The sequence below is a fragment of the Providencia sp. UF-224 genome, from assembly GCF_058245955.1.
In genome coordinates, this window is record NZ_JBSICC010000006.1 from 86,899 (window position 1) to 105,702 (window position 18,804).

The window sequence follows — 18,804 nt, forward strand, 5'->3', positions numbered from 1 at the left end:
TTAACGCATTGAATTCAACATGTAAGTATTTGATACCCGGTCTGGAAAAAGGATTGCAGCTTCTTCTCCTGCTCGCTCAGCAGCACCGCGAGCTCACGTTTGCCGAAATCCTACGCCTAGTCGATATGCCTAAAGCCACCGCTTATCGTGCGATCCAGACCTTGGTACATTTGGATTTCCTTGTGCAACACCCGCGAACTGGCGCATTTTCACTGGGTCGCAAAGTGCTTAGCCTTGGCCTTGGTTATATTGCCTCTCTCGATTTAACCCAGTTAGGCCAGCCGATTATTGAACATTTGCGCGATCGCAGCCAGTGCAATAGCCATCTGGTGATCCGTGATGGCCGAGACATTATCTATATCGCTCGCGTCAGTGGTGCGGAATCCAAAATTAACCATGTCAGCGTCGGCACACGCTTATCGGCTCATCGAACCTCTTTAGGGCGAATGCTATTAAGTGGGCTGTCTTCTACAGAATTTGACGCCCTTTACCCTGATGAAGAGCTACCGGATAACGCGGGCAGCAAACACGAATTCTGGAACATGATCCAAGCCGACAAACTGCGTGGTTATGTTATTGGCGAGTCATTTTATCGCCGCGGTATCTCCTCCATTGTTTATCCCGTTTACAACCAAGACAACGGGGTCGAGGCAGCGATCAGCATCATGGTTCCCATGGACAGTATCCCTGTGCAGGAGCGCCAACATTTACAGAATGAAGTACGTAGTGCGGCACAAAAGCTGACTGAATTTATTGGCGGTATCAGCCCAGCCAAAGTGATTTAGCGTTAACGAAAAACTTACCCATTTTCGGTTTATTGCCATAAGCCTCGGCTCTCCTTTGCCCAAAAAACGCGCTAGGCAATAACACCACCCTATAGAGGATTAAGCTATGTCAGTGATTGGAATAGAAAAATTAGAATTTGGCGTCGAAGACCTCACGGCCTGCCAAAAATTTTTACATGACTTCGGCTTACACGTTTCGGACAACAATCCCAGTGTATTTACCACGCTATCAGGGGCTGAACTGGCATTATTTCCCCTTGACGATGCCGCCCTTCCCGCACCTTTTGAAACGGGCTCAACCCTAAGGCGCATTACATGGGGCGTTGAAAACCTCGCCAATTTAAATCAAATTATCGACAACATTCAAGGGTGTGATGGGTTTGAACGAACAGCCACTGGCGCACAATGCCGTGATCCGAATGGCATGACCGTCGCTTTTTGCCTTTCACAGCAAAAAGACGTTCAGCTCGACGTCACGGGTATCAATCAATGGGGAGACATTCGCCGTATTGATAAACCTAGCCCGATTTATGAAAAAGCCAATCCGATCAACGTCGGCCATGTCGTTTTCTTTGTTGATGACCTCCCTGCGACAGAAGCATTTTATTGCCAAAAACTGGGTTTCCAAGTGTCTGATCGCTACATCGACCGCGCCGTTTTCCTGCGCGCCCAAATTAACGGCTGCCACCATAATTTATTTTTACTGAAATTGCCGCACCGTGGCAGTGGCTTGAACCACGTTGCCTTTACCGTTCGGGATATTCATGAAGTGATTGGTGGGGGCTTAGCCATGAACCGCCATAATTGGAGCACCTTTATTGGCCCTGGTCGCCATCCAATCTCATCCGCCTATTTTTGGTACGTCAATAGCCCAACAGGCGGTGCATTCGAATACTACACCAACGATGACTACCTCACCGAAAAATGGCAACCAAGGGAACTGGAACACTCACTGGTTTCATTTACCGAATGGGCGGTTGAAGGTGGTTTAGATTACGAAACACGCCGCCAAGTCAAGCCGACCAAGGAGTCATAAAATGAGTACCTTAATTCAAGGCGGTATTGTCATTATTGGTGGAGGTCAGGCGGGTGGCTGGGCCGTAAAAACCCTCAGAGACGAAGGTTACCAAGGCACAATTTCAGTGATCAGCGATGAAAACCACGATTTTTACGAACGTCCACCGCTGTCAAAAGCGGTTCTCACACAAGAAGACGCGGTTTTATCACGTTTGTTTAGTGAAGACGACACGCGTGCATTGAATTTGCAATGGTTTCGCCCCGTACGCGCCGAGCGAATTGATACACAGGCTAAATGTGTTTACCTCAATGATGGGCGGTTAGTTAACTTCGATAAACTGCTTATCGCAACAGGCGGCCGCCCGCGTTACCTCTCAACAGCATGGCAACAGCACCCGCACGTATTTGCCTTACGCTCATGGGATGATGCCCAAGCGCTACGTTCCAGACTCTTATCCGCCCAAAAAATCGCCATCATTGGCGGGGGGTGGATTGGCTTAGAAGTCGCAGCATCCGCACGGAAAATGGGCCTTGATGTGACGATTTTTGAACGTCAAAACCGCCTGTGTGAACGCAGTGTTCCGCAAAGTGTTTCTGATGCATTAGCGCTACGCCATCACCAAGCTGGCGTTCAGGTCATTACAGATTGTGGCGATATTCAATTAATTGATGACCACGACACATTACAAATCGGCTGCTCAAAATGCTCTACTCAATCCTTTGACCTTGCCGTGATGGGGATTGGTGTTGAGCTCAACCTTGAGCTCGCAAAAGATGCGGGGTTAACCGTTACCCATGGCATCGTGATCAACGACCAAGGGAAAACCTCCCACCCTGATATCTACGCCGCAGGGGATATTGCCTGCCACCCGACGCTTTCTTTGTGTTTACAATCATGGGCTTATGCACAAAACCAAGCCATCACCACCGCAAAAGCGATGCTTAACCCGCTATCCTCAGGGTTTAATGAGCCCGCTTGGCTTTGGTCTGATCAATACCAAGACAATATACAAATCTTGGGTGTTCCGAGTACGCAAAACCTGCAACACGTCCAGCGCCACAGCGAAAATTCCGAGGTTCATTTTGCCTTAAATGAAGCCAACGAATTGGTTCAAATGGTGGCCTTTAATGATGCTCGCGCGATCAAACTGGGTAAACGTTGGCTGCAAAACCAGCGTAAATTGGTTCCCTCAGAACTTGCCGACCCCACATTTTCACTAATGTCACTTAAATAGTGCCTGCGAGGAAAAAACATGGCAAATCAAAGTATCACGATATCCGCCAATGAAAATGCACAAAGTACGCAGGATGCACCAGAAAAAGTGAACTGGCTGATCCCCATCGGCCTATTTTCCTGCGTTTTACTGGCATTTTTTGACAAAATTAGCATCGCTGCTCTGTTTTCCGACGAAAAATTCCAACAAGCGCTAGGCATTGATTTTGATCCGACCCGCTTAGGCTTATTAATGAGCGCCTTTTTATTCGCCTATGGCGTTTCATCCATGTTACTCAGTGGCATTGGTGACCGTTTTCACCCCACAAAAATGCTGCTCTTTATGATCAGTAGCTGGTGCTTCTTAATGATTTTTATGGGGTTCACCCACCATTACGGCACCATGGTTTTTCTACGTGTATTACTCGGTATAGCTGAAGGGCCATTATTAGCCATCGCCTATGCCATTATCCGCCGCACTTTTCCACCAAAAATGCAAGCTCGCGCCACCATGCTCTGGTTACTGGGCACTCCCCTAGGTGCAGCGCTAGGGTTCCCTATCGCTTTGTATCTTTTAAACAATTTTGGCTGGCAAAGTACCTTTTTCGTCATGGCAGCCTTTACCGTGCCGGTGTGGTGGTTGGTGGTCTTCGGTATTCGCCACCCAAATTTAGTCAACCGCAGTGCTCAACTAAAAACATCATCAGGGGAAAAACTGCCTGAAGAACAGATTGCAGAAATGAAAGCCCATAAAAAACGCTTATTTCAAAATAGCCATTTTTGGATTATCTGCATGTTTAACATCGCATTTTTAGTCTACCTCTGGGGGATGAATGGCTGGTTACCAAGCTACTTAATTAAAGGAAAATCCATTCACTTGGAACACGCAGGGATCCTCTCTTCCCTCCCATTTATTGCCATGTTGTTTGGTGAAGCGATTGGTGCGTGGCTTTCTGATCGCTACGACCGTAGAGCCCTTGTATGTTTCATCTCATTATTGGGTGCTGTGCTTGGTTTGGCGGGCGTACTGTTCCTCACCGAGACCTACAGCATCATTTTAATGATGGCATTCAGCATGTTTATGTGGGGAGCCGGTGCCCCTAACATCTTCGCATTACTGGCTAAAGCGACACAAAAGCAAGTCAGTGCCCTTGCGGGTGGCATATTCAATGGTCTAGGAAACCTTGCTGGCGCTGCTGCACCGCTGTTAATGGGTGTGTTGATTACCGTTACCCACACTATGGATAGTGGGCTGTTATTTATCGTCATTATTGGTTTAGTGGGCAGCTTGTTATTGCTCCCCTTACTGAAAAAATACTAAACACTGCCTCTTTAGGAGATAACGCTATGTCACAACCTCAAATCAAACCCCAAGGGATCCCAATGGCACAATGGATTGAGTCCCGAGTTGCCCGCCTTGAAGGGCGCAAATACGACTGGAACGCACTGAAATTCCAAGCCGATTACGACCCGAAATACCGCCGTGCCCAAATGCGTTATATCGGTACAGGGGCTACAGGTGTCGCCAGTGACGTCAATACCGTTCCTGCGGAAAACTTCACCTTTTCGACCATGGTGTTACCGTCTAAGTGTGAAGGGCCACTGCACTTACACCCTGATGTTGAAGAAGTTTTCTTCATGCTCAAAGGCACCATTACGTTGTTTATCAAAGACGGCGACGAAGAGTATGAAACGGTCTTAAAAGAGCGTGATTTGATTTCCGTTCCTGCGGGGATTTACCGCGGCTTATTCAATCACGGGGAAGAAGAAGCCTTAATGTGCGTGATGATTGGGACGCAAAAACCCGCTATCCCAACTTACCCAGAAGACCACCCATTATCAAAAGTTAAACGCGGATAACAGGAGTAATCAGTGATGAGTCTGCCAATTGAAAATTTACCCGAGCTTCAGCTCGCAAACTTTGGTCAATACCGCCTTAATTGGCGGGAAGCGGGCCAAGGGGAGCCCGTGATCCTCCTCCATGGCATTAGCTCAGGCTCGGCCTCATGGATTTCTCAACTGACGGCATCATCACTGACTCACCGCTATCATCTCTATTGTTGGGAGGCACCTGGTTATATGAATAGCCTTGAATTGGCGACAAAAACGCCGGTGGCACTGGATTACGCCGATGCGTTAGAAGCCTTTCTTGATGGGCTGGGATTACAGCAAGTGACCCTCGTCGGCCACTCGTTGGGGGCTTTAATGGCCTGCGCTTTTGCCTCTTTGCATCCTTCGCGCGTCAATGGCTTATTGCTCGCTAACCCCGCACAAGGTTACGGAACAAAAAGCCTTGAAGAACGCAACCGCGTGTATGACCAAAGGCACGATATTGTGTTTAACTCAGGTATCGAAGCCTATGCACAAAACCGTGCGGCAGCCTTACTGTCACCCACGGCTTCACAAGAAAAAATCGAGTGGGTACAGCAAAATATGAGAAAGCTCAACCCAACGGGTTTTTTATCCGCCGCTTGGATGCTGGCGCATGACGATATCAGCCTGTATTTAAAAGCTTATACTGGCGCGATCGAAATGCTGGTTGGAGAAGAAGACACTATCACGCCACCTTCGCAAGTTAGCCAATTAGCGCAACAAAAACAGTGCCCACTGTTTTATCTTCCACAAGCGGGTCATGCGAGCTACCTTGACCAACCCGCTGAATTTAACCAGCACCTCACTCACTTTTTATCGACGGCTGCTTTGCAAAGGAAACACGCATGAATTTACAGTTAAATAACCGAGTCGCTGTCGTGACTGGCGGAAGCTCTGGCATTGGTTTTGCGACCGTCAAATTGTTACTCGATGAAGGGTGCAAAGTGGCCTTTTGTGGTCGAAATAAAGATAAATTACAAGCCGCAACAACCCTATTAACAGCGTTATACCCGCAGGGAAATTTTATCGCTGTGACCTGCGACGTATTAGATAAAACCCAAATCGAAGCCTTTGCCGAGCAAGTTCGCCAGCAATACGGGCAAACAGATTTACTGATCAACAACGCAGGCCAAGGTTACGTCGCCAACTTTTCAGACACGCCAGAAGACGCTTGGCTGCACGAAGCCCAATTGAAATTATTTGGGGTGATAAACCCTGTGAATGCGTTCTTACCACTCTTAGAGCAATCAAATATCGCCTCAATTACCTGCGTGAATTCATTGCTGGCGTTGCAACCTGAACCCCATATGGTCGCCACATCTGCGGCAAGAGCCGCACTATTAAACATGACACTGAATTTATCTAAAACATTGTTACCCAAAGGAATTCGCGTCAATTCTATCTTACTGGGCATGGTAGAGTCTGACCAATGGCGCCGCCGCTTCGAAAGCCGCAGCGACACCGATCTGACTTGGGAACAATGGATAGGCAATATCGCCAAAAACCGCGGCATTCCCATGCAGCGCTTGGGCAAACCTGAAGAACCTGCTCGCGCACTGGTTTTCTTAGCATCCCCGATGGCGTCATTTACCTCGGGTGCAGCTTTGGATGTCTCAGGTGGCTTTGCCCATCAAATTTAAAGGATTGAAATATGAAAACGTTAATGCTAATTGGCTATGGCGCGATGGCAGAAGAAGTGATTACTCGCTTACCTCGTGGGATAACGCTGCGCTGGATTGTTGCTCGCGCTCATCACCACGACGCCATTCTTAAGCGCTTTCATGGGGAAGTCACCCCAATTGAGGATATCAACCAAATTAATGAGAAGCCCTCTCTTGTGTTGGAATGTGCCAGCCATCAAGCCGTTAAACAATACGCCCCTCTTGTTTTGCAAAAGGGGTGGAGGCTCGCGATTATTTCAACGGGGGCACTCGCGGACACAACAACGGCACAGCACTTAACCGCGTTAGCTAAACAACATCATGGGCAGTTGATCCCGCTAACCGGTGCCGTTGCAGGGCTTGATGGGTTACGTGCGGCGAGAGAAGCCAATATTACGCAAGTGACTTATCAATCACGCAAAAGCCCAGCGAGTTGGCGTAATGGCCCCGCCGAGCAATTTATCGACTTATCTCAAGTCACTGAGGCAACTGTATTTTTTACGGGTAGTGCACGGGAAGCTGCACTTAATTTCCCAGCGAATGCCAATGTTGCCGCAACCGTTGCCCTTTACGGAATTGGTATGGATGACACCCAAGTGCAGCTGATTGTTGACCCCAATACGAGTAAAAACACCCATCGCATTGAAGTACAAGGTGATTTTGGGCAGTTTTGCATCGAACTCAATGGCAATCCACTTCCCTCTAACCCGAAAACATCCATGTTATCAGCCCTAAGTGCGGTGGAAATTTGCCGTCGTGTTGCTGAACAGGATGCCATTTGACGGAGAACATCATGAATAAAATGGATATTTTTGTCGGCGGAAAATGGCAATTGGGCCGCGGAAAAGAGATGCAATCGCGTTTTCCTGGTGATAACCATATCGTTGCGACCCTAAATAGCGCTAGCCTTGAAGACGTCGAAGACGCCGTGATTGCCGCAGAAGCCGCATGGCGAGAGCCCTCATGGCGAAATATGCCTGCCCACCAGCGTGCCGCTATTTTGTATAAAGTCAGCACGTTAATTGACGAACAGCGCGAAGAATTAACGCGCTTACAAACCTTGGATAACGGCAAGCCGTGGGCTGAAGCCCGTGGCCTAGTGATGAGTGCCGCGGCTACCGCTCGTTATTTTGCTGCGGTCTGTGAAGTGTCGGGTGGTGAACTTCCCCCTCGCCGCCAAACGGATATCATGACAATAAGTACTTACCAACCTATTGGCGTTATTGCGGCTATCACCCCGTGGAACTCACCGATTGCTAGTGATATGCAAAAAATTGCCCCCGCCATTGCCGCAGGGAACGCCGTCATATTGAAACCCGCAGAAGCAACGCCGCTTATCTCGTTAAAACTCGCTGAAATCTTTGAGCAAGCGGGCTTACCTAGCGGCTTGTTGAGCGTACTGCCGGGCAAAGGCTCAATTATCGGCGATGCCCTTGTTCGCCACCCTTTAGTGCGAAAAATCTCCTTCACAGGGGGCACCAATACAGGGCGACAACTGGCCCATATTGCGGCAGATAAACTGATCACCACTTCGTTAGAGTTAGGCGGGAAATCCCCGACAGTTGTGTTATCCGATGCCGACCTTGACCTTGCTGCTCACGGTGTTTGCTACGGTATTTTTAGTTCGATGGGGCAAGCGTGCATCGCGGGTTCCCGTTTATTTGTCGCCCGCGAGATATACGACAAATTTATGGAAAAACTCACCGCATTAACCCAAAACTTAATTATCGGTGACCCTCGTCAAGAACGTGTACACATTGGCCCATTAATTTCCCCAGCTCACCGCAATAGCGTGCAGGCCTACGTTGATCTGGCCATTCAAGAAGGTGGGAAAATTCGCCTTGGCGGGAAAATCCCTTCAGACCCGGCCCTGCAATCGGGGAACTATTATTGCCCCACTATTATTGAAGGCTTAAATAACCAAGCACGTGTTTGCCAAGAAGAAATCTTTGGTCCCGTCTTAGTAGTCATCCCCTTTGATAACGAAGATGAACTCATTCAACAAGCCAATGATTCCGTGTACGGACTCGCAGCGGGAATTTGGACGCGTGATTATACCCGCGCCTTTAAACTGGCGGATGCCCTTGAAACAGGCACCGTGTGGGTCAACACCTACAAAGTTTTTTCTATTTCCACCCCATTTGGCGGCTTTAAAGAAAGCGGCCTGGGTCGTGAAAAAGGCCTTGAAAGCCTCAAAGCCTACATGCAACAAAAAAGTCTGTTTCTGGCACTTAACCCACAACCAAACCGTTGGTGTGAATAACCAATCCGTCAAAGGATTATTCAAGCATTAAGGAGAATATAATGTCTGACATGATTACGGTTGGCGAAGCCGTCGCCAGAACATTAGAGCAATACCAAGTCACCACGGTTTACGGTGTCATTTCAATTCATAATTTACCCATTGCTGATGCCATTGGCCGTCGCGGGATCATCGACTTTACCCCAAGCCGCGGCGAAGCGGGCGCGGTGACCATGGCCGATGCCCATAGCCGTTTTCGTGGGCTCGGTGTGGCATTAACCAGTACAGGTGCAGGCGCGGGGAATGCCATTGGCTCAATGATTGAAGCCATGAATGCTTGTTCACCCATGATCCACATTACGGGTCAGGTGGAAAAAGCCTATTTAGATATGGACGCAGGGTTTATCCATGAAACCCCTGATCAGCTCGGATTTTTGCGGGCAAGTTCCAAGCAAGCTTTTCGCGTACACAGTGCAGAGCAAGCGGTCGCCGTCTTGCACAAAGCCATCCAAGTCGCCCAAACCGTGCCTTGCGGCCCCGTATCCATTGAAATTCCAATCGACATTCAAGGTGCGCTAGTGCCCATCTCTGTATTAAACGCCCCCGTTGTTCCCTCTGCATTGCCTGCATGCAGCGCTTCTCACGTCGACACTATTTGGGATAAACTTCAGCAAGCAAAACAGCCATTATTATGGATTGGTGCAGGGGCATTACAGGCAGCATCTGCCATAAAACGCCTTGCTGATCAGGGGATTGCCGTGATTAGCAGTACCCACGGACGCGGAATTCTATCCGATGATCATCCTTTTAGCTTACGCGCCTTTCATAACGCAGATTCCATTGATGCCTTAATGCGTAGCTGCGATTTATCCTTGGTGGTTGGCTCCCGCTTGCGCAGCAATGAAACCAAAACATGGTCATTACCTTTACCGCGCCCGCTGATCCAACTTGATATTGACCCGCAAGCTGCCAATCGAAATTACATTGCTGATATTAATATAACTGGTGATGCGAAGGCCTTACTGGAAGCACTGGCAGATAAAATGGAGCTCGCCAACCGCCCTGTATCTGACGCGTGGAAAAAACAGGTGCAAAATGCGGTTCAGCAGGCAGAGCAACAACTGCGCGAGCAATGCGGTGCTTATAGCGACCTCAGTGATGCCGTTGAACAAACGCTACCAAAAGAAGGTATTTTTGTGCGGGACATTACGGTTTCAGGGAGCTTATGGGGCAGTCGGTTATTAAAAGCCACGAAGCCGATGCACAATATTCACTCCCTTGCCGGCGCAATTGGTTTGGGTCTCGCGATGTCTATCGGCAGCGCAAAAGCCAACCCAGACACCTCGGTCATAGGCCTTGTTGGTGATGGCGGTTTGATGCTAGGGATTGGGGAACTCGCTACCATGGCACAAGAGCAACTCCCTATCGTTTTGATTATTATGAATGATAATGGCTATGGCGTGATGCGAGGCATTCAGGAAAAATATTTCGCAGGGCGACAGTATTATAATGAATTACTAACGCCTTCATTTAACCAATTAGCTCAATCAATGGGCATTACCGCATTTACCATCGACAAAGCCACGGATTTTAAATCAACACTCCAGCAAGCCATTGATTTAAAAAAACCTGTTGTGGTCGAAGTGCTGATGAATAAAATCGGCAAAATGAATTTCTCAGGCCCACCGCAGAAAAAGTTGTTTTAATTAGTTTTTACTCAAAAATACTGTCTGAGCAGCTAAAGGCTGCTCTTTTTGTTTGTAGACCAATCCACTAGATACAAAAAAGCCACTTCGTTAAAAGTGGCTTAATGTGCTGATTTAACAGCTAAAATTTGGTGGCCCCTACTGGACTTGAACCAGTGACCAATCGATTATGAGTACGTTCCCTACCCTTTATAAATCAATAAATTACATATTTATCAAAAGGATAGAAAACGGTAACTGATGGTTATTCAGGAGGGTTTTGGTTCTCTGCCGCCAGTTTGTCGCCAATGTTTGCCATATCTACTTGCTGATTTTTGGCTCTTAAAGACTCTAACATTGGAAGGTGTTCCTCTAATGAGCCATCTATCAACAATATAGTAGTTATTTCACTTACTGTGAAAATCAACATTTCTATCTCATAAATGACATCATTGATAAATGCCTTTAAGACATATTTAGTTGATACTTCTTTTTTTTCTAGTACATCATTTGAATATATTTGATGTATCCTATCAAAATTATTCATAATTTCTTTACATGTTGACAATCCCAAATGCTGCCTTAACATATCAATATTGCGACTTAACCTCTTTACTGGCTCAATATTTTCCATCCTACTTCTATAATCTTTTAAAAGTAAGAATGACTTTTTTTCATATATTAAAAACAACTTTTCTGAATTAGCATTAAACACCCCATCTAATGAAACAATTATTTCACTTAGTATTATGTTAGTTCTTTTATGGAATTCAGTATTTATAGTATCTTCATAGATACTTATTTTTCTAAATGCTTTTTTATATAATGTATTCGGTTCACCAATTTCATTGCCATTAAAATTTATCATTCCTAACTGATCTAAAATATATTTCCTTGTTGATAAGTATATATCAACTTTATTTTTCTTTTGTGCTTCTTCTAATTGCTCTTTGGCAGTTTTTATTTGAAGTTCTGTTTGAAGTGAACGATGTGCACTCGTGACAAAAGCACCTAAAATTGGTGATAGTGCTAAGATTAAAAATGGAAACTTTGCATTTTCCATCAATCGACTATAACCGTTTGTAGATACATCTAACTCATAATCCTGAGCAACTAATACCCATGCAATACCACTGATAATGAGAGGAAGAAAAACTAAAAACCAAAATAGTGGTTGTACATGTAAGCTAGATTCATCTAGCCAAAACTTCCATTTCCTTTTTTTTAGTAAACAGAAAAATGGAATAGCAGGCACAAATATAATTAATAATATGATTATAGCTAGGCTCATATCTTCAACTTCACCAAAGGATTATAAACCAGTGCATCATTAAGATGATCTGGGGCGAAATGGGCATACCGCATTGTCATTTTGATATCAGTATGACCAAGGATTCTTTGTAATACTAAAATATTTCCACCGGACATCATAAAGTGAGATCCAAAAATGTGATGCAAAACTTGTGATAATTGTCGTTCAGGCAACTCAATTTAAACAAGGTCTCAGCTGGCAACGACAAACTGACCAGACGAGCAGTGAATCCTCGATGCATCGGCAAGTCACCGCAGACACGGAACAGCGCACCTTGGTTACCCGAGAGACCACTATTCAAGCCACCGACAAAACTATGGTACTAGGCACTGCAACATTACTGGCAGGAGCAATCCAACAGATAGCCGACGGTGATTACAGCATTGCATCAAAAGGTAACTTAGTGGCCAGCATCGGTAAGAAAGCAGAGATTGATATTGCCGAAGATGCCGCGCTCACTATTGGCCAAAAGCTGATTGAAAAGGTAGGCGCACTTAAGCAGAGTATCGCGGGTACCAAACAAGAAATCATTGCACCGGTTGTTTGGATTGGTAGCCAAGAAATTAACGTGGCACAGCTGATGATTGATACATTGGATATCGTGAAAGAGTTGGCCGAACTCACCGCCAACCACAGCCACCACAGCACAGGAACGCCATTGAATGCAGATGAGTTTAGACGTTCTCAGATGCAGTTAGATGTTATGAGAGAAAAGTACTCTCCTGTTATTGGTTGAGATGTGAGCAGAAAAAGATTAAACTTGTATTGTTAGCTTTGAAATATCGGACTTTCATGCAAGCAATTGCATATACAGAAAACTCAACCTTACCAGTTGAGTTTTTTTGTGCCTAAAATTCCTCACTAGAGGCCCACACAGACGACCAACAGTCAAACCACATCAAGCAATCTTTTATTTGGATCACATCAACAGCATGGCGCAGATGCAGTGCTACCCCACGAAATAAAGTTACCTACCACGTAAAATGCACTACACCGCACCCGCCTGCACAATTTGGATCATAAAATTATTTCAGTTTTCAAATTCTACAAAACATATCGCCAAGCCGCGCCAGTGCTATCGCTTTATCGAAAATTTCAAACTGAAATGTGTGAAAAGAATTTCAGGAGATTTCAGTTTTTGGATCACAGAATGGATTGCGCTAAATACGCAACATAATGAAAGATAAAAGAAATTTCTATTTTACGCGGATTTGGTTGGATCGCGAAATTAGCCGCATGATTTCAAAAGGCCAGTAATTATGCAGTTTGTGAGAAAATGAAAAACTGAAATGAATCAATTAAGCCACCAAAGAAAGGTGGCTTAATTAATCGTAAGGTAAATAAATTTACTTCATTGTTGAGTTAAAATAACTGCTACTCAGTAGGTATATTCAATTTAAGCCTTTCAATTCTAAAAGCATGAAGTCCATTCATACTGCTTGCTTTTTTATCTAGCTCATTAAATACATCACTTAACCAAGCTTTCTCATCTTTAAGTGAGCGGCGTAATCTGTCCATATCATAACGACTTCGTAATAAGGAGCTAATTTCACCTTGATTAATAGCAGGTAAAGATAACCAAGTATTCACAAACTCTAGCGGATTAATGTTAGTAAGAATAGGGGTTTCGCAATACTCGCCATAGTTTCCTCTATATTTAGTTAGCACCTTAAACAGGTTGGATAAATCACTTTTCATTTTATCAAGCACATCATATTTTGAACTTTTTATATGAAAAGCATCATGCATTTTTTTGGTTATATAATTAAGAGCATCATTAGAATAACTTTCATATTCAGGAAAAACCCAAAACCTCTTTCCTTCATAAGAGAAGAAATCCATGTTCCAATCATTTAATTTTGGATTTTTTATTTCAATACTTCCATTCTTAAAAATATCATCTATGTATTTTTTACAGGCTGATAGAATTTTTTTATAATTTGGTTCTTTGTTACTTACCATTTCCAGTAAAAACATACAGTTAAATAAGTGAAATATATCTCCGCGTTTGTTAAATTTTCTGTTATTAAAGTCCAATTTTACTGCTTGTGTTGCTGAATCAATAGCATCAAAGCTTCGTCTGTCAAACTCTAAAAATTTATACCAAGATGGTTTTTCTTCTTCTTTCTTGAAGTAATTGGATTTATCTATATCTTCGTTTATCTTTTTATAATCAAAATAACCATCAGAAACTATTTGAACAATAGTTTCTTTACTAATTAATTCATTTAAGAAATTAAAATTATTATATTTTCTTTCAATAATTAAAGGGTTAGGGTCATCAGGGTGTTCATTTGATAACATCTTAGTTTGATGTTCCAAAAGAATTTCATCATATTTTAAGTATTCATCATAACTGAGTTTTCCATTTTTAAACTCTATACATAATATGATGAAATAATAAAAAAAATCATAGATAAAACTTTCATTACCACTTAACTTTCCATTCCTCACTATGTCATAAAGTCTATCGCAATCATTTATTATATATTTTAAAACTCTCAATGATGAATAACCAGACTGTTCAAATGCAGATAACAAAATATCTTTGATGTCAGGGTATAGCCTTTTCAGTTCGCTTTTAGCTAAAAAAGTATTTAGTGCGCCATGAATATCAGAGTTTACTTTTATTGTTTGCCCAATAACTTTTTCTTTGGTTTTCTCAAACTCAGTTGGAATCTCTCCATCGTGGGCTATTACAATGACTTTGCACCCAGCATGTTCAATATAGTTATTGATGACACCTAAGAACTCACTAATACTTATTATTTTTTTACCAATTGCTCTTTCTAAATCATCAAATATTATTATTTTTTTATTATCAACATTTTCCTTTATTAGAGCATTTCCTACGCGACTTAAAATCCCTCCTAAACCTAAAGTAACTGAATCAGATACGCTTGCGTCAACATCCCCAATGCTACCAACGAGCTTTTTTAAAGCTGCTTTCTTGGGATACATCTTAGCAAAAACCGTTGCATAAATATCATCAATAGAATTTATGGAGAAAAGGCTGACGTAGCATATCTCATGCTCTTTGAAATATTGTTTAATTTGATATGTTTTTCCACAGCCCCAGTCACCTGTAACTAACACTGCATATCCAGGCTTTTCTAGTGTTCTATAGTAATCTAAATATGTTGTTAGATGCTTGTTCATTGAATTTCCTTGTATCATAGAGCTAACGGTAGGGTTTATTAGCTTTAGAAAATGACGTCGTAAATAATGAAATGATTGAAGTATTAAAGGACACATAATTTTAGTAGTGAGCACAAATTGGACATTAGATAAAACAAAGGGCTGCATTTTCACTCATCCACGCCAGCTTGCTTACATTCTAGCAAAAGTACATCTGTGAGGTTAGCAGGTACAGGCATGCGAACAGAACTGTACTTAGGGAGTTACTTCGAAATTATTCATATGCATAAGTCCTTAGAATCAATAGCAGCGGTGAATCTCTGTCGCCATTTTGTCGCCATTGGCTTTTAGACACAAAAAAGCCACTTCGTTAAAAGTGGCTTAATGCGCTGATTTAACAGCTAAAATTTGGTGGCCCCTACTGGACTTGAACCAGTGACCAATCGATTATGAGTCGACTGCTCTAACCAACTGAGCTAAGGGGCCGAAGTGGGATGGATTATACGTGCAGTTTTATCGTAGGTCTAGTGTTTCAAAACCGTATGGTGAAATTGTGTGCAAAACCGTTATCGCACTTATATTTCAATGTAATAGCATTCCTCAAATCTATTAATCACACCATGATATTCCCTTTTTGTGAGTAACTGCCAATTTTTATAACACTGGCCTTTATATACTTTCGTCATATTTTCCCCTGTTTTATTTCAAATTTACCCTGTAAATGGTCACATAACGGCAATCAATTTTATTAAACATCCTTTATTCAAATAATTGATATAGAACAATAATTTTATAGCTTAGATCTTCCAATATGACTCATAGATAATTCGCATAGAGGACAAAAACGATGAAAAAAGTACGTGCAGTTCAATATGGTTGCGGAAAAATGGGCAAATTTTTAATCCGTTACTTACAAGAGCATGGCGCTGAAGTTGTGGCGGCTTTTGATATCAACGATGCGGTCATTGGTAAAGATATCGGCGAAATCGCGGGTACTAAACCGACAGGCGTAAAAGTACAGCCTCTACATGAAGCGGACGCAACCCTCGAAACCTTAAAACCCGATGTCGGGATTATTGCGACACTCAGCACCATGGCTGACTTAGAAGACGCATTCTCATTGTTCGCTCGCCATGGCGTTAATGCAATTTCGACCGGTGAAGAAGCCCTTTATCCTTGGAATTCATCACCTGAAATTACCCAAAAGCTTGATGCATTAGCGAAAGCCAATAACTGTACCTTAGCAGGAAGCGGCTACCCCGACATGTATTGGGGTGTACTCGTCGATACCTTAGCAGGGTCAATGCACAAACTGGTAAAAATCAAAGGCTCTAGCTGCTATAACGTGGAAGACTACGGGATTGCCTTGGCAATCGGCCACGGTGCAGGGCTTACCGTTGATGAATTTAACCAGCAAATTGGCAATTACAATGACTTACCTTATGACGTTATCTCCCAAAAAATTGAGAGTGGCGAATATGCACCGCCTTATATGTGGACACAAAATGGCTGGTTATGTAGCCGCCTAGGTTTAACCATTACCAGCCAAACACAGCGCTGCGTTCCACAAATCGCGCAAGCCGATATTTATTCTGACACACTGAAAATGACGGTGAAAAAAGGCGATGTACTTGGGTTATCCGCGGTTGTCATCACCGAAACCGCTGAAGGTGTGACCCTCGAAACCGAATGTATTGGGAAAATTTTAACTGCTGATGAATGTGATAAAAATAGCTGGCAGTTAATCGGTGAGCCTGATACCGCCATTGAGGTGAATAACCCAGCAACGGTTGAGCTAACCTGTGCAAACTTAGTTAACCGCATTCCAGCGCTAATTAATAGCCCGGCAGGCTATACCACCACGGAAAAAATGCCAAATAATGTCTATATGACTAAACCGATGCACGAGTACTTATAAACAGAGAGAAACACGCCTTAAGGTGTCATGCCGTTTAGTTAAGTGTTCAATAGTGCCGCAATGCATACCATTGCGGCCTTTTTATTTACAACACAGGTTGTGACTCTGTGCTAATTCAGCAGATAACGTTTCCCGCCAGAACAAAAATGCGACTGATTTCTTTTGGGGTTCCCCCAGTAAAATACAAAATTGTCCTCTAAGCAGCAAAACGGGTTTCTAGCCTGATTGCATTACGCCTGTATTACAGTCATTTTCACAACATCATCTCGAATAGGCTGACAACGACTCACAGCATAGAATATAAGTAATTTTATTTATCTATTAATCTAAAAAAACGCACTGAAATGTTATGTTACACTTTATATTCCTTATCCAAAAACAGCCATTAACACTTCAAAATAACCACTCAATGAACTGATAAATAAAACAATATTATCACAAAAAACCCATCCAAAATAAATCACCACATATTATTCGCATATCATAACTGATTAAATAAACTGATCTATATTCTCCCCAATCGACATACGTAGAAGACGCAAAAAAAACGAGTACCCGTGAGCCTTGGGCGGGGTATTTCCGCTATCGAATGATTTATGTGGGTAATGAAACCAATAAATTCCTTTCCCCAATTGCATTCGCAGGGCAACTGATTGGTATTGCCACCCTTGTAGGGGCGCCATATATATCGTTAAACAAAAAGACATCAAAGGCATACTGGGGGGTATCAGCGGCACCGTTGGGTTGCTTTCATTGGAGTATGAAGTGATTGATATCGCCACAGGCCTTCCCATTCCATTTGTTGATAATGCAGCTGAATTACTTCAGCCCACAAAAGATGCCAGTGAGGTGTTTAAAATCACACAAGCCCAAATCGAATATAACTATTCACAAGGGATTATTGATGCCCTTTGTCAATCGGTTGAACCCGATAAACTTTTAAAGGTGGGGTAATGCAATGAAAAACGTTACTCGTGTCGATGATACGTTAAGGCCTTATGGTGGAACTGTTTTTACAGGGCAATACCCTGCCCTTTATGCTGCGCACCGAAATGGGGGAAGGCCCCCTTGCGCTGCTAACCCTGCGTAATTTTGTGCTGCCTGAAAAAATCTTTTTGCCTCGTTAAGCACAGGTCGCCCCCATGTTATTGCTATCATGCACCACTGAAAAATAAAAAATCCGCCCCCTCAAAGTGTGACGGATTTTCACAAAATAAAGATCATTCAATGGGTCGACATTCGCTCTTAAAGTAGGCTCTGAATGTCCCCACGCATCTTAACGTGGTTTTACCATCTGCCATTCTAAATGGTGCTTAATCGCAGGCCATTCAGACGCAATGATGCTGTAAACGCAGCTATCACGTAGCTCGCCTGTTTTAGTTCTCATATGACTACGCAAAACACCATCCAGTTTTGCGCCTAGACGCTCAATGGCTTTACGGCTCTGATGGTTTAAAAAGTGTGTGCGAAACTCCACCGCCACGCACCCTAACTCTTCAAAGGCATGCTTTAACAATAAGTATTTAGCCTCTGTATTAATCGCGGTGCGTTGAACCTCAACACCGTACCATGTTGCGCCCAGTTCAACCCGTTGCACCGCATTATCCACTTTATTATATGACGTGATACCAACAGGTTTCCCCGTGCGTTTGTCGATAACCACAAATGGCAAACACTCTTTTTGTGCAAAACGTACAAGTCGGCTTTCAACGTCTTGGGGGAAATTATCCGGATCGGGAACTAAGGCATACCATAAATTATGCAGCCCATCACGGCGGATAATCGCCGCAAGTTCTGCATCATATTGGTGAGATAAAGGCTCAAGGCGAACACATTCACCTTCTAAGGTAATAGCTTGGCAAATCTCTTTCATCATGGTTTCCCTATGTGGCTCTTTTTGCGATGTGTCTCTACTTTTTTAATCTTTTTATATGACATAAAAATAAAATGGTGTCACTTAA

17 protein-coding genes, 1 tRNA gene and 2 pseudogenes are annotated in these 18,804 nt (G+C 43.6%); 15 read left to right on the top strand and 5 right to left on the bottom strand.

Annotation, left to right across the window (positions count from 1 at the left end; genetic code table 11):
• The first annotated feature begins 8 nt into the window (after nucleotides 1-8).
• The 10 genes from AC4IFO_RS08090 (at nucleotide 9) to AC4IFO_RS08135 (ending at nucleotide 10,496) form a co-directional block, all read left to right on the top strand.
• Nucleotides 9-785, top strand: coding sequence for an IclR family transcriptional regulator (locus tag AC4IFO_RS08090; protein WP_490733356.1), 777 nt, complete (start codon nucleotides 9-11; stop codon nucleotides 783-785).
• Nucleotides 786-891: 106 nt separating this feature from the next.
• Nucleotides 892-1,821 (top strand): VOC family protein, encoded by a 930-nt coding sequence (locus AC4IFO_RS08095; protein ID WP_490733358.1) that lies wholly within the window; start codon nucleotides 892-894, stop codon nucleotides 1,819-1,821.
• Nucleotide 1,822: 1 nt separating this feature from the next.
• Nucleotides 1,823-3,037, top strand: a complete 1,215-nt coding sequence (locus AC4IFO_RS08100; protein ID WP_490733360.1) for an NAD(P)/FAD-dependent oxidoreductase — start codon at nucleotides 1,823-1,825, stop codon at nucleotides 3,035-3,037.
• Between the two features lie 18 nt (nucleotides 3,038-3,055).
• Nucleotides 3,056-4,336 (top strand): MFS transporter, encoded by a 1,281-nt coding sequence (locus AC4IFO_RS08105; protein WP_490733362.1) that lies wholly within the window; start codon nucleotides 3,056-3,058, stop codon nucleotides 4,334-4,336.
• 26 nt (nucleotides 4,337-4,362) lie between these two features.
• Nucleotides 4,363-4,875 carry a cupin domain-containing protein gene (locus AC4IFO_RS08110; RefSeq protein WP_490733364.1) on the top strand — a complete coding sequence of 171 codons (513 nt, stop codon included), beginning with the start codon at nucleotides 4,363-4,365 and terminating at the stop codon, nucleotides 4,873-4,875.
• Between the two features lie 15 nt (nucleotides 4,876-4,890).
• Nucleotides 4,891-5,736, top strand: a complete 846-nt coding sequence (locus tag AC4IFO_RS08115) for an alpha/beta fold hydrolase (RefSeq protein WP_490733517.1) — start codon at nucleotides 4,891-4,893, stop codon at nucleotides 5,734-5,736.
• Entirely contained in the window at nucleotides 5,733-6,527 is a 795-nt protein-coding gene (locus AC4IFO_RS08120) for an SDR family oxidoreductase (protein WP_490733366.1), read from the top strand. Before AC4IFO_RS08115 ends, AC4IFO_RS08120 begins: the two co-directional genes overlap by 4 nt.
• Before the next feature lie 11 nt (nucleotides 6,528-6,538).
• Nucleotides 6,539-7,330 carry an aspartate dehydrogenase gene (locus tag AC4IFO_RS08125; protein WP_490733368.1) on the top strand — a complete coding sequence of 264 codons (792 nt, stop codon included), beginning with the start codon at nucleotides 6,539-6,541 and terminating at the stop codon, nucleotides 7,328-7,330.
• An 11-nt stretch (nucleotides 7,331-7,341) separates the two neighbouring features.
• The gene (locus tag AC4IFO_RS08130; RefSeq protein ID WP_490733370.1) at nucleotides 7,342-8,811 is read left to right on the top strand and encodes an aldehyde dehydrogenase; all 1,470 of its coding nucleotides are present in this window, start codon (nucleotides 7,342-7,344) and stop codon (nucleotides 8,809-8,811) included.
• Nucleotides 8,812-8,852: 41 nt separating this feature from the next.
• Nucleotides 8,853-10,496 carry a thiamine pyrophosphate-binding protein gene (locus AC4IFO_RS08135; protein ID WP_490733372.1) on the top strand — a complete coding sequence of 548 codons (1,644 nt, stop codon included), beginning with the start codon at nucleotides 8,853-8,855 and terminating at the stop codon, nucleotides 10,494-10,496.
• A gap of 244 nt (nucleotides 10,497-10,740) precedes the next feature.
• On the opposite strand, the gene AC4IFO_RS08140 is transcribed toward AC4IFO_RS08135, so the two are convergent.
• Nucleotides 10,741-11,766 carry a hypothetical protein gene (locus AC4IFO_RS08140; protein WP_490733374.1) on the bottom strand — a complete coding sequence of 342 codons (1,026 nt, stop codon included), beginning with the start codon at nucleotides 11,764-11,766 and terminating at the stop codon, nucleotides 10,741-10,743.
• Nucleotides 11,763-11,966: pseudogene (locus AC4IFO_RS08145) on the bottom strand (tyrosine-type recombinase/integrase); the annotation flags it as partial. The pseudogene AC4IFO_RS08145 and the gene AC4IFO_RS08140, both read right to left, overlap by 4 nt.
• Here AC4IFO_RS08145 and AC4IFO_RS08150 point away from each other — a divergent pair.
• Entirely contained in the window at nucleotides 11,939-12,523 is a 585-nt protein-coding gene (locus tag AC4IFO_RS08150) for a hypothetical protein (protein WP_490733376.1), read from the top strand. The pseudogene AC4IFO_RS08145 and the gene AC4IFO_RS08150 overlap by 28 nt on opposite strands.
• A gap of 638 nt (nucleotides 12,524-13,161) precedes the next feature.
• Here AC4IFO_RS08150 and AC4IFO_RS08155 read toward each other — a convergent pair.
• Both AC4IFO_RS08155 and AC4IFO_RS08160 read right to left on the bottom strand, forming a co-directional pair.
• Nucleotides 13,162-14,946: a P-loop NTPase fold protein gene (locus AC4IFO_RS08155; RefSeq protein ID WP_490733378.1), complete on the bottom strand. Its 1,785-nt coding sequence runs from the start codon at nucleotides 14,944-14,946 to the stop codon at nucleotides 13,162-13,164.
• Nucleotides 14,947-15,334: 388 nt separating this feature from the next.
• Nucleotides 15,335-15,411, bottom strand: a tRNA-Ile gene (locus AC4IFO_RS08160).
• A 361-nt stretch (nucleotides 15,412-15,772) separates the two neighbouring features.
• On the opposite strand from AC4IFO_RS08160, the gene AC4IFO_RS08165 reads away from it, so the two are divergent.
• The 4 genes and pseudogenes from AC4IFO_RS08165 to AC4IFO_RS08180 all read left to right on the top strand — a co-directional run bounded on the left by AC4IFO_RS08165 (nucleotide 15,773) and on the right by AC4IFO_RS08180 (nucleotide 17,933).
• On the top strand, nucleotides 15,773-16,843 hold the full coding sequence (locus AC4IFO_RS08165) for an NAD(P)H-dependent amine dehydrogenase family protein (protein ID WP_490733380.1): 1,071 nt from the start codon (nucleotides 15,773-15,775) through the stop codon (nucleotides 16,841-16,843).
• Nucleotides 16,844-17,405: 562 nt separating this feature from the next.
• Nucleotides 17,406-17,612: pseudogene (locus AC4IFO_RS08170) on the top strand (T6SS phospholipase effector Tle1-like catalytic domain-containing protein); the annotation flags it as partial.
• Nucleotides 17,609-17,797, top strand: coding sequence for a hypothetical protein (locus AC4IFO_RS08175; protein WP_490733382.1), 189 nt, complete (start codon nucleotides 17,609-17,611; stop codon nucleotides 17,795-17,797). The pseudogene AC4IFO_RS08170 and the gene AC4IFO_RS08175, both read left to right, overlap by 4 nt.
• Nucleotides 17,798-17,801: 4 nt before the next feature.
• The gene (locus AC4IFO_RS08180; RefSeq protein ID WP_490733383.1) at nucleotides 17,802-17,933 is read left to right on the top strand and encodes a hypothetical protein; all 132 of its coding nucleotides are present in this window, start codon (nucleotides 17,802-17,804) and stop codon (nucleotides 17,931-17,933) included.
• A 186-nt stretch (nucleotides 17,934-18,119) separates the two neighbouring features.
• Here the strand turns inward: AC4IFO_RS08180 and AC4IFO_RS08185 are convergent, their stop codons facing one another.
• Nucleotides 18,120-18,716 carry a GNAT family N-acetyltransferase gene (locus AC4IFO_RS08185; protein WP_490733519.1) on the bottom strand — a complete coding sequence of 199 codons (597 nt, stop codon included), beginning with the start codon at nucleotides 18,714-18,716 and terminating at the stop codon, nucleotides 18,120-18,122.
• Nucleotides 18,717-18,804 lie beyond the last annotated feature (88 nt).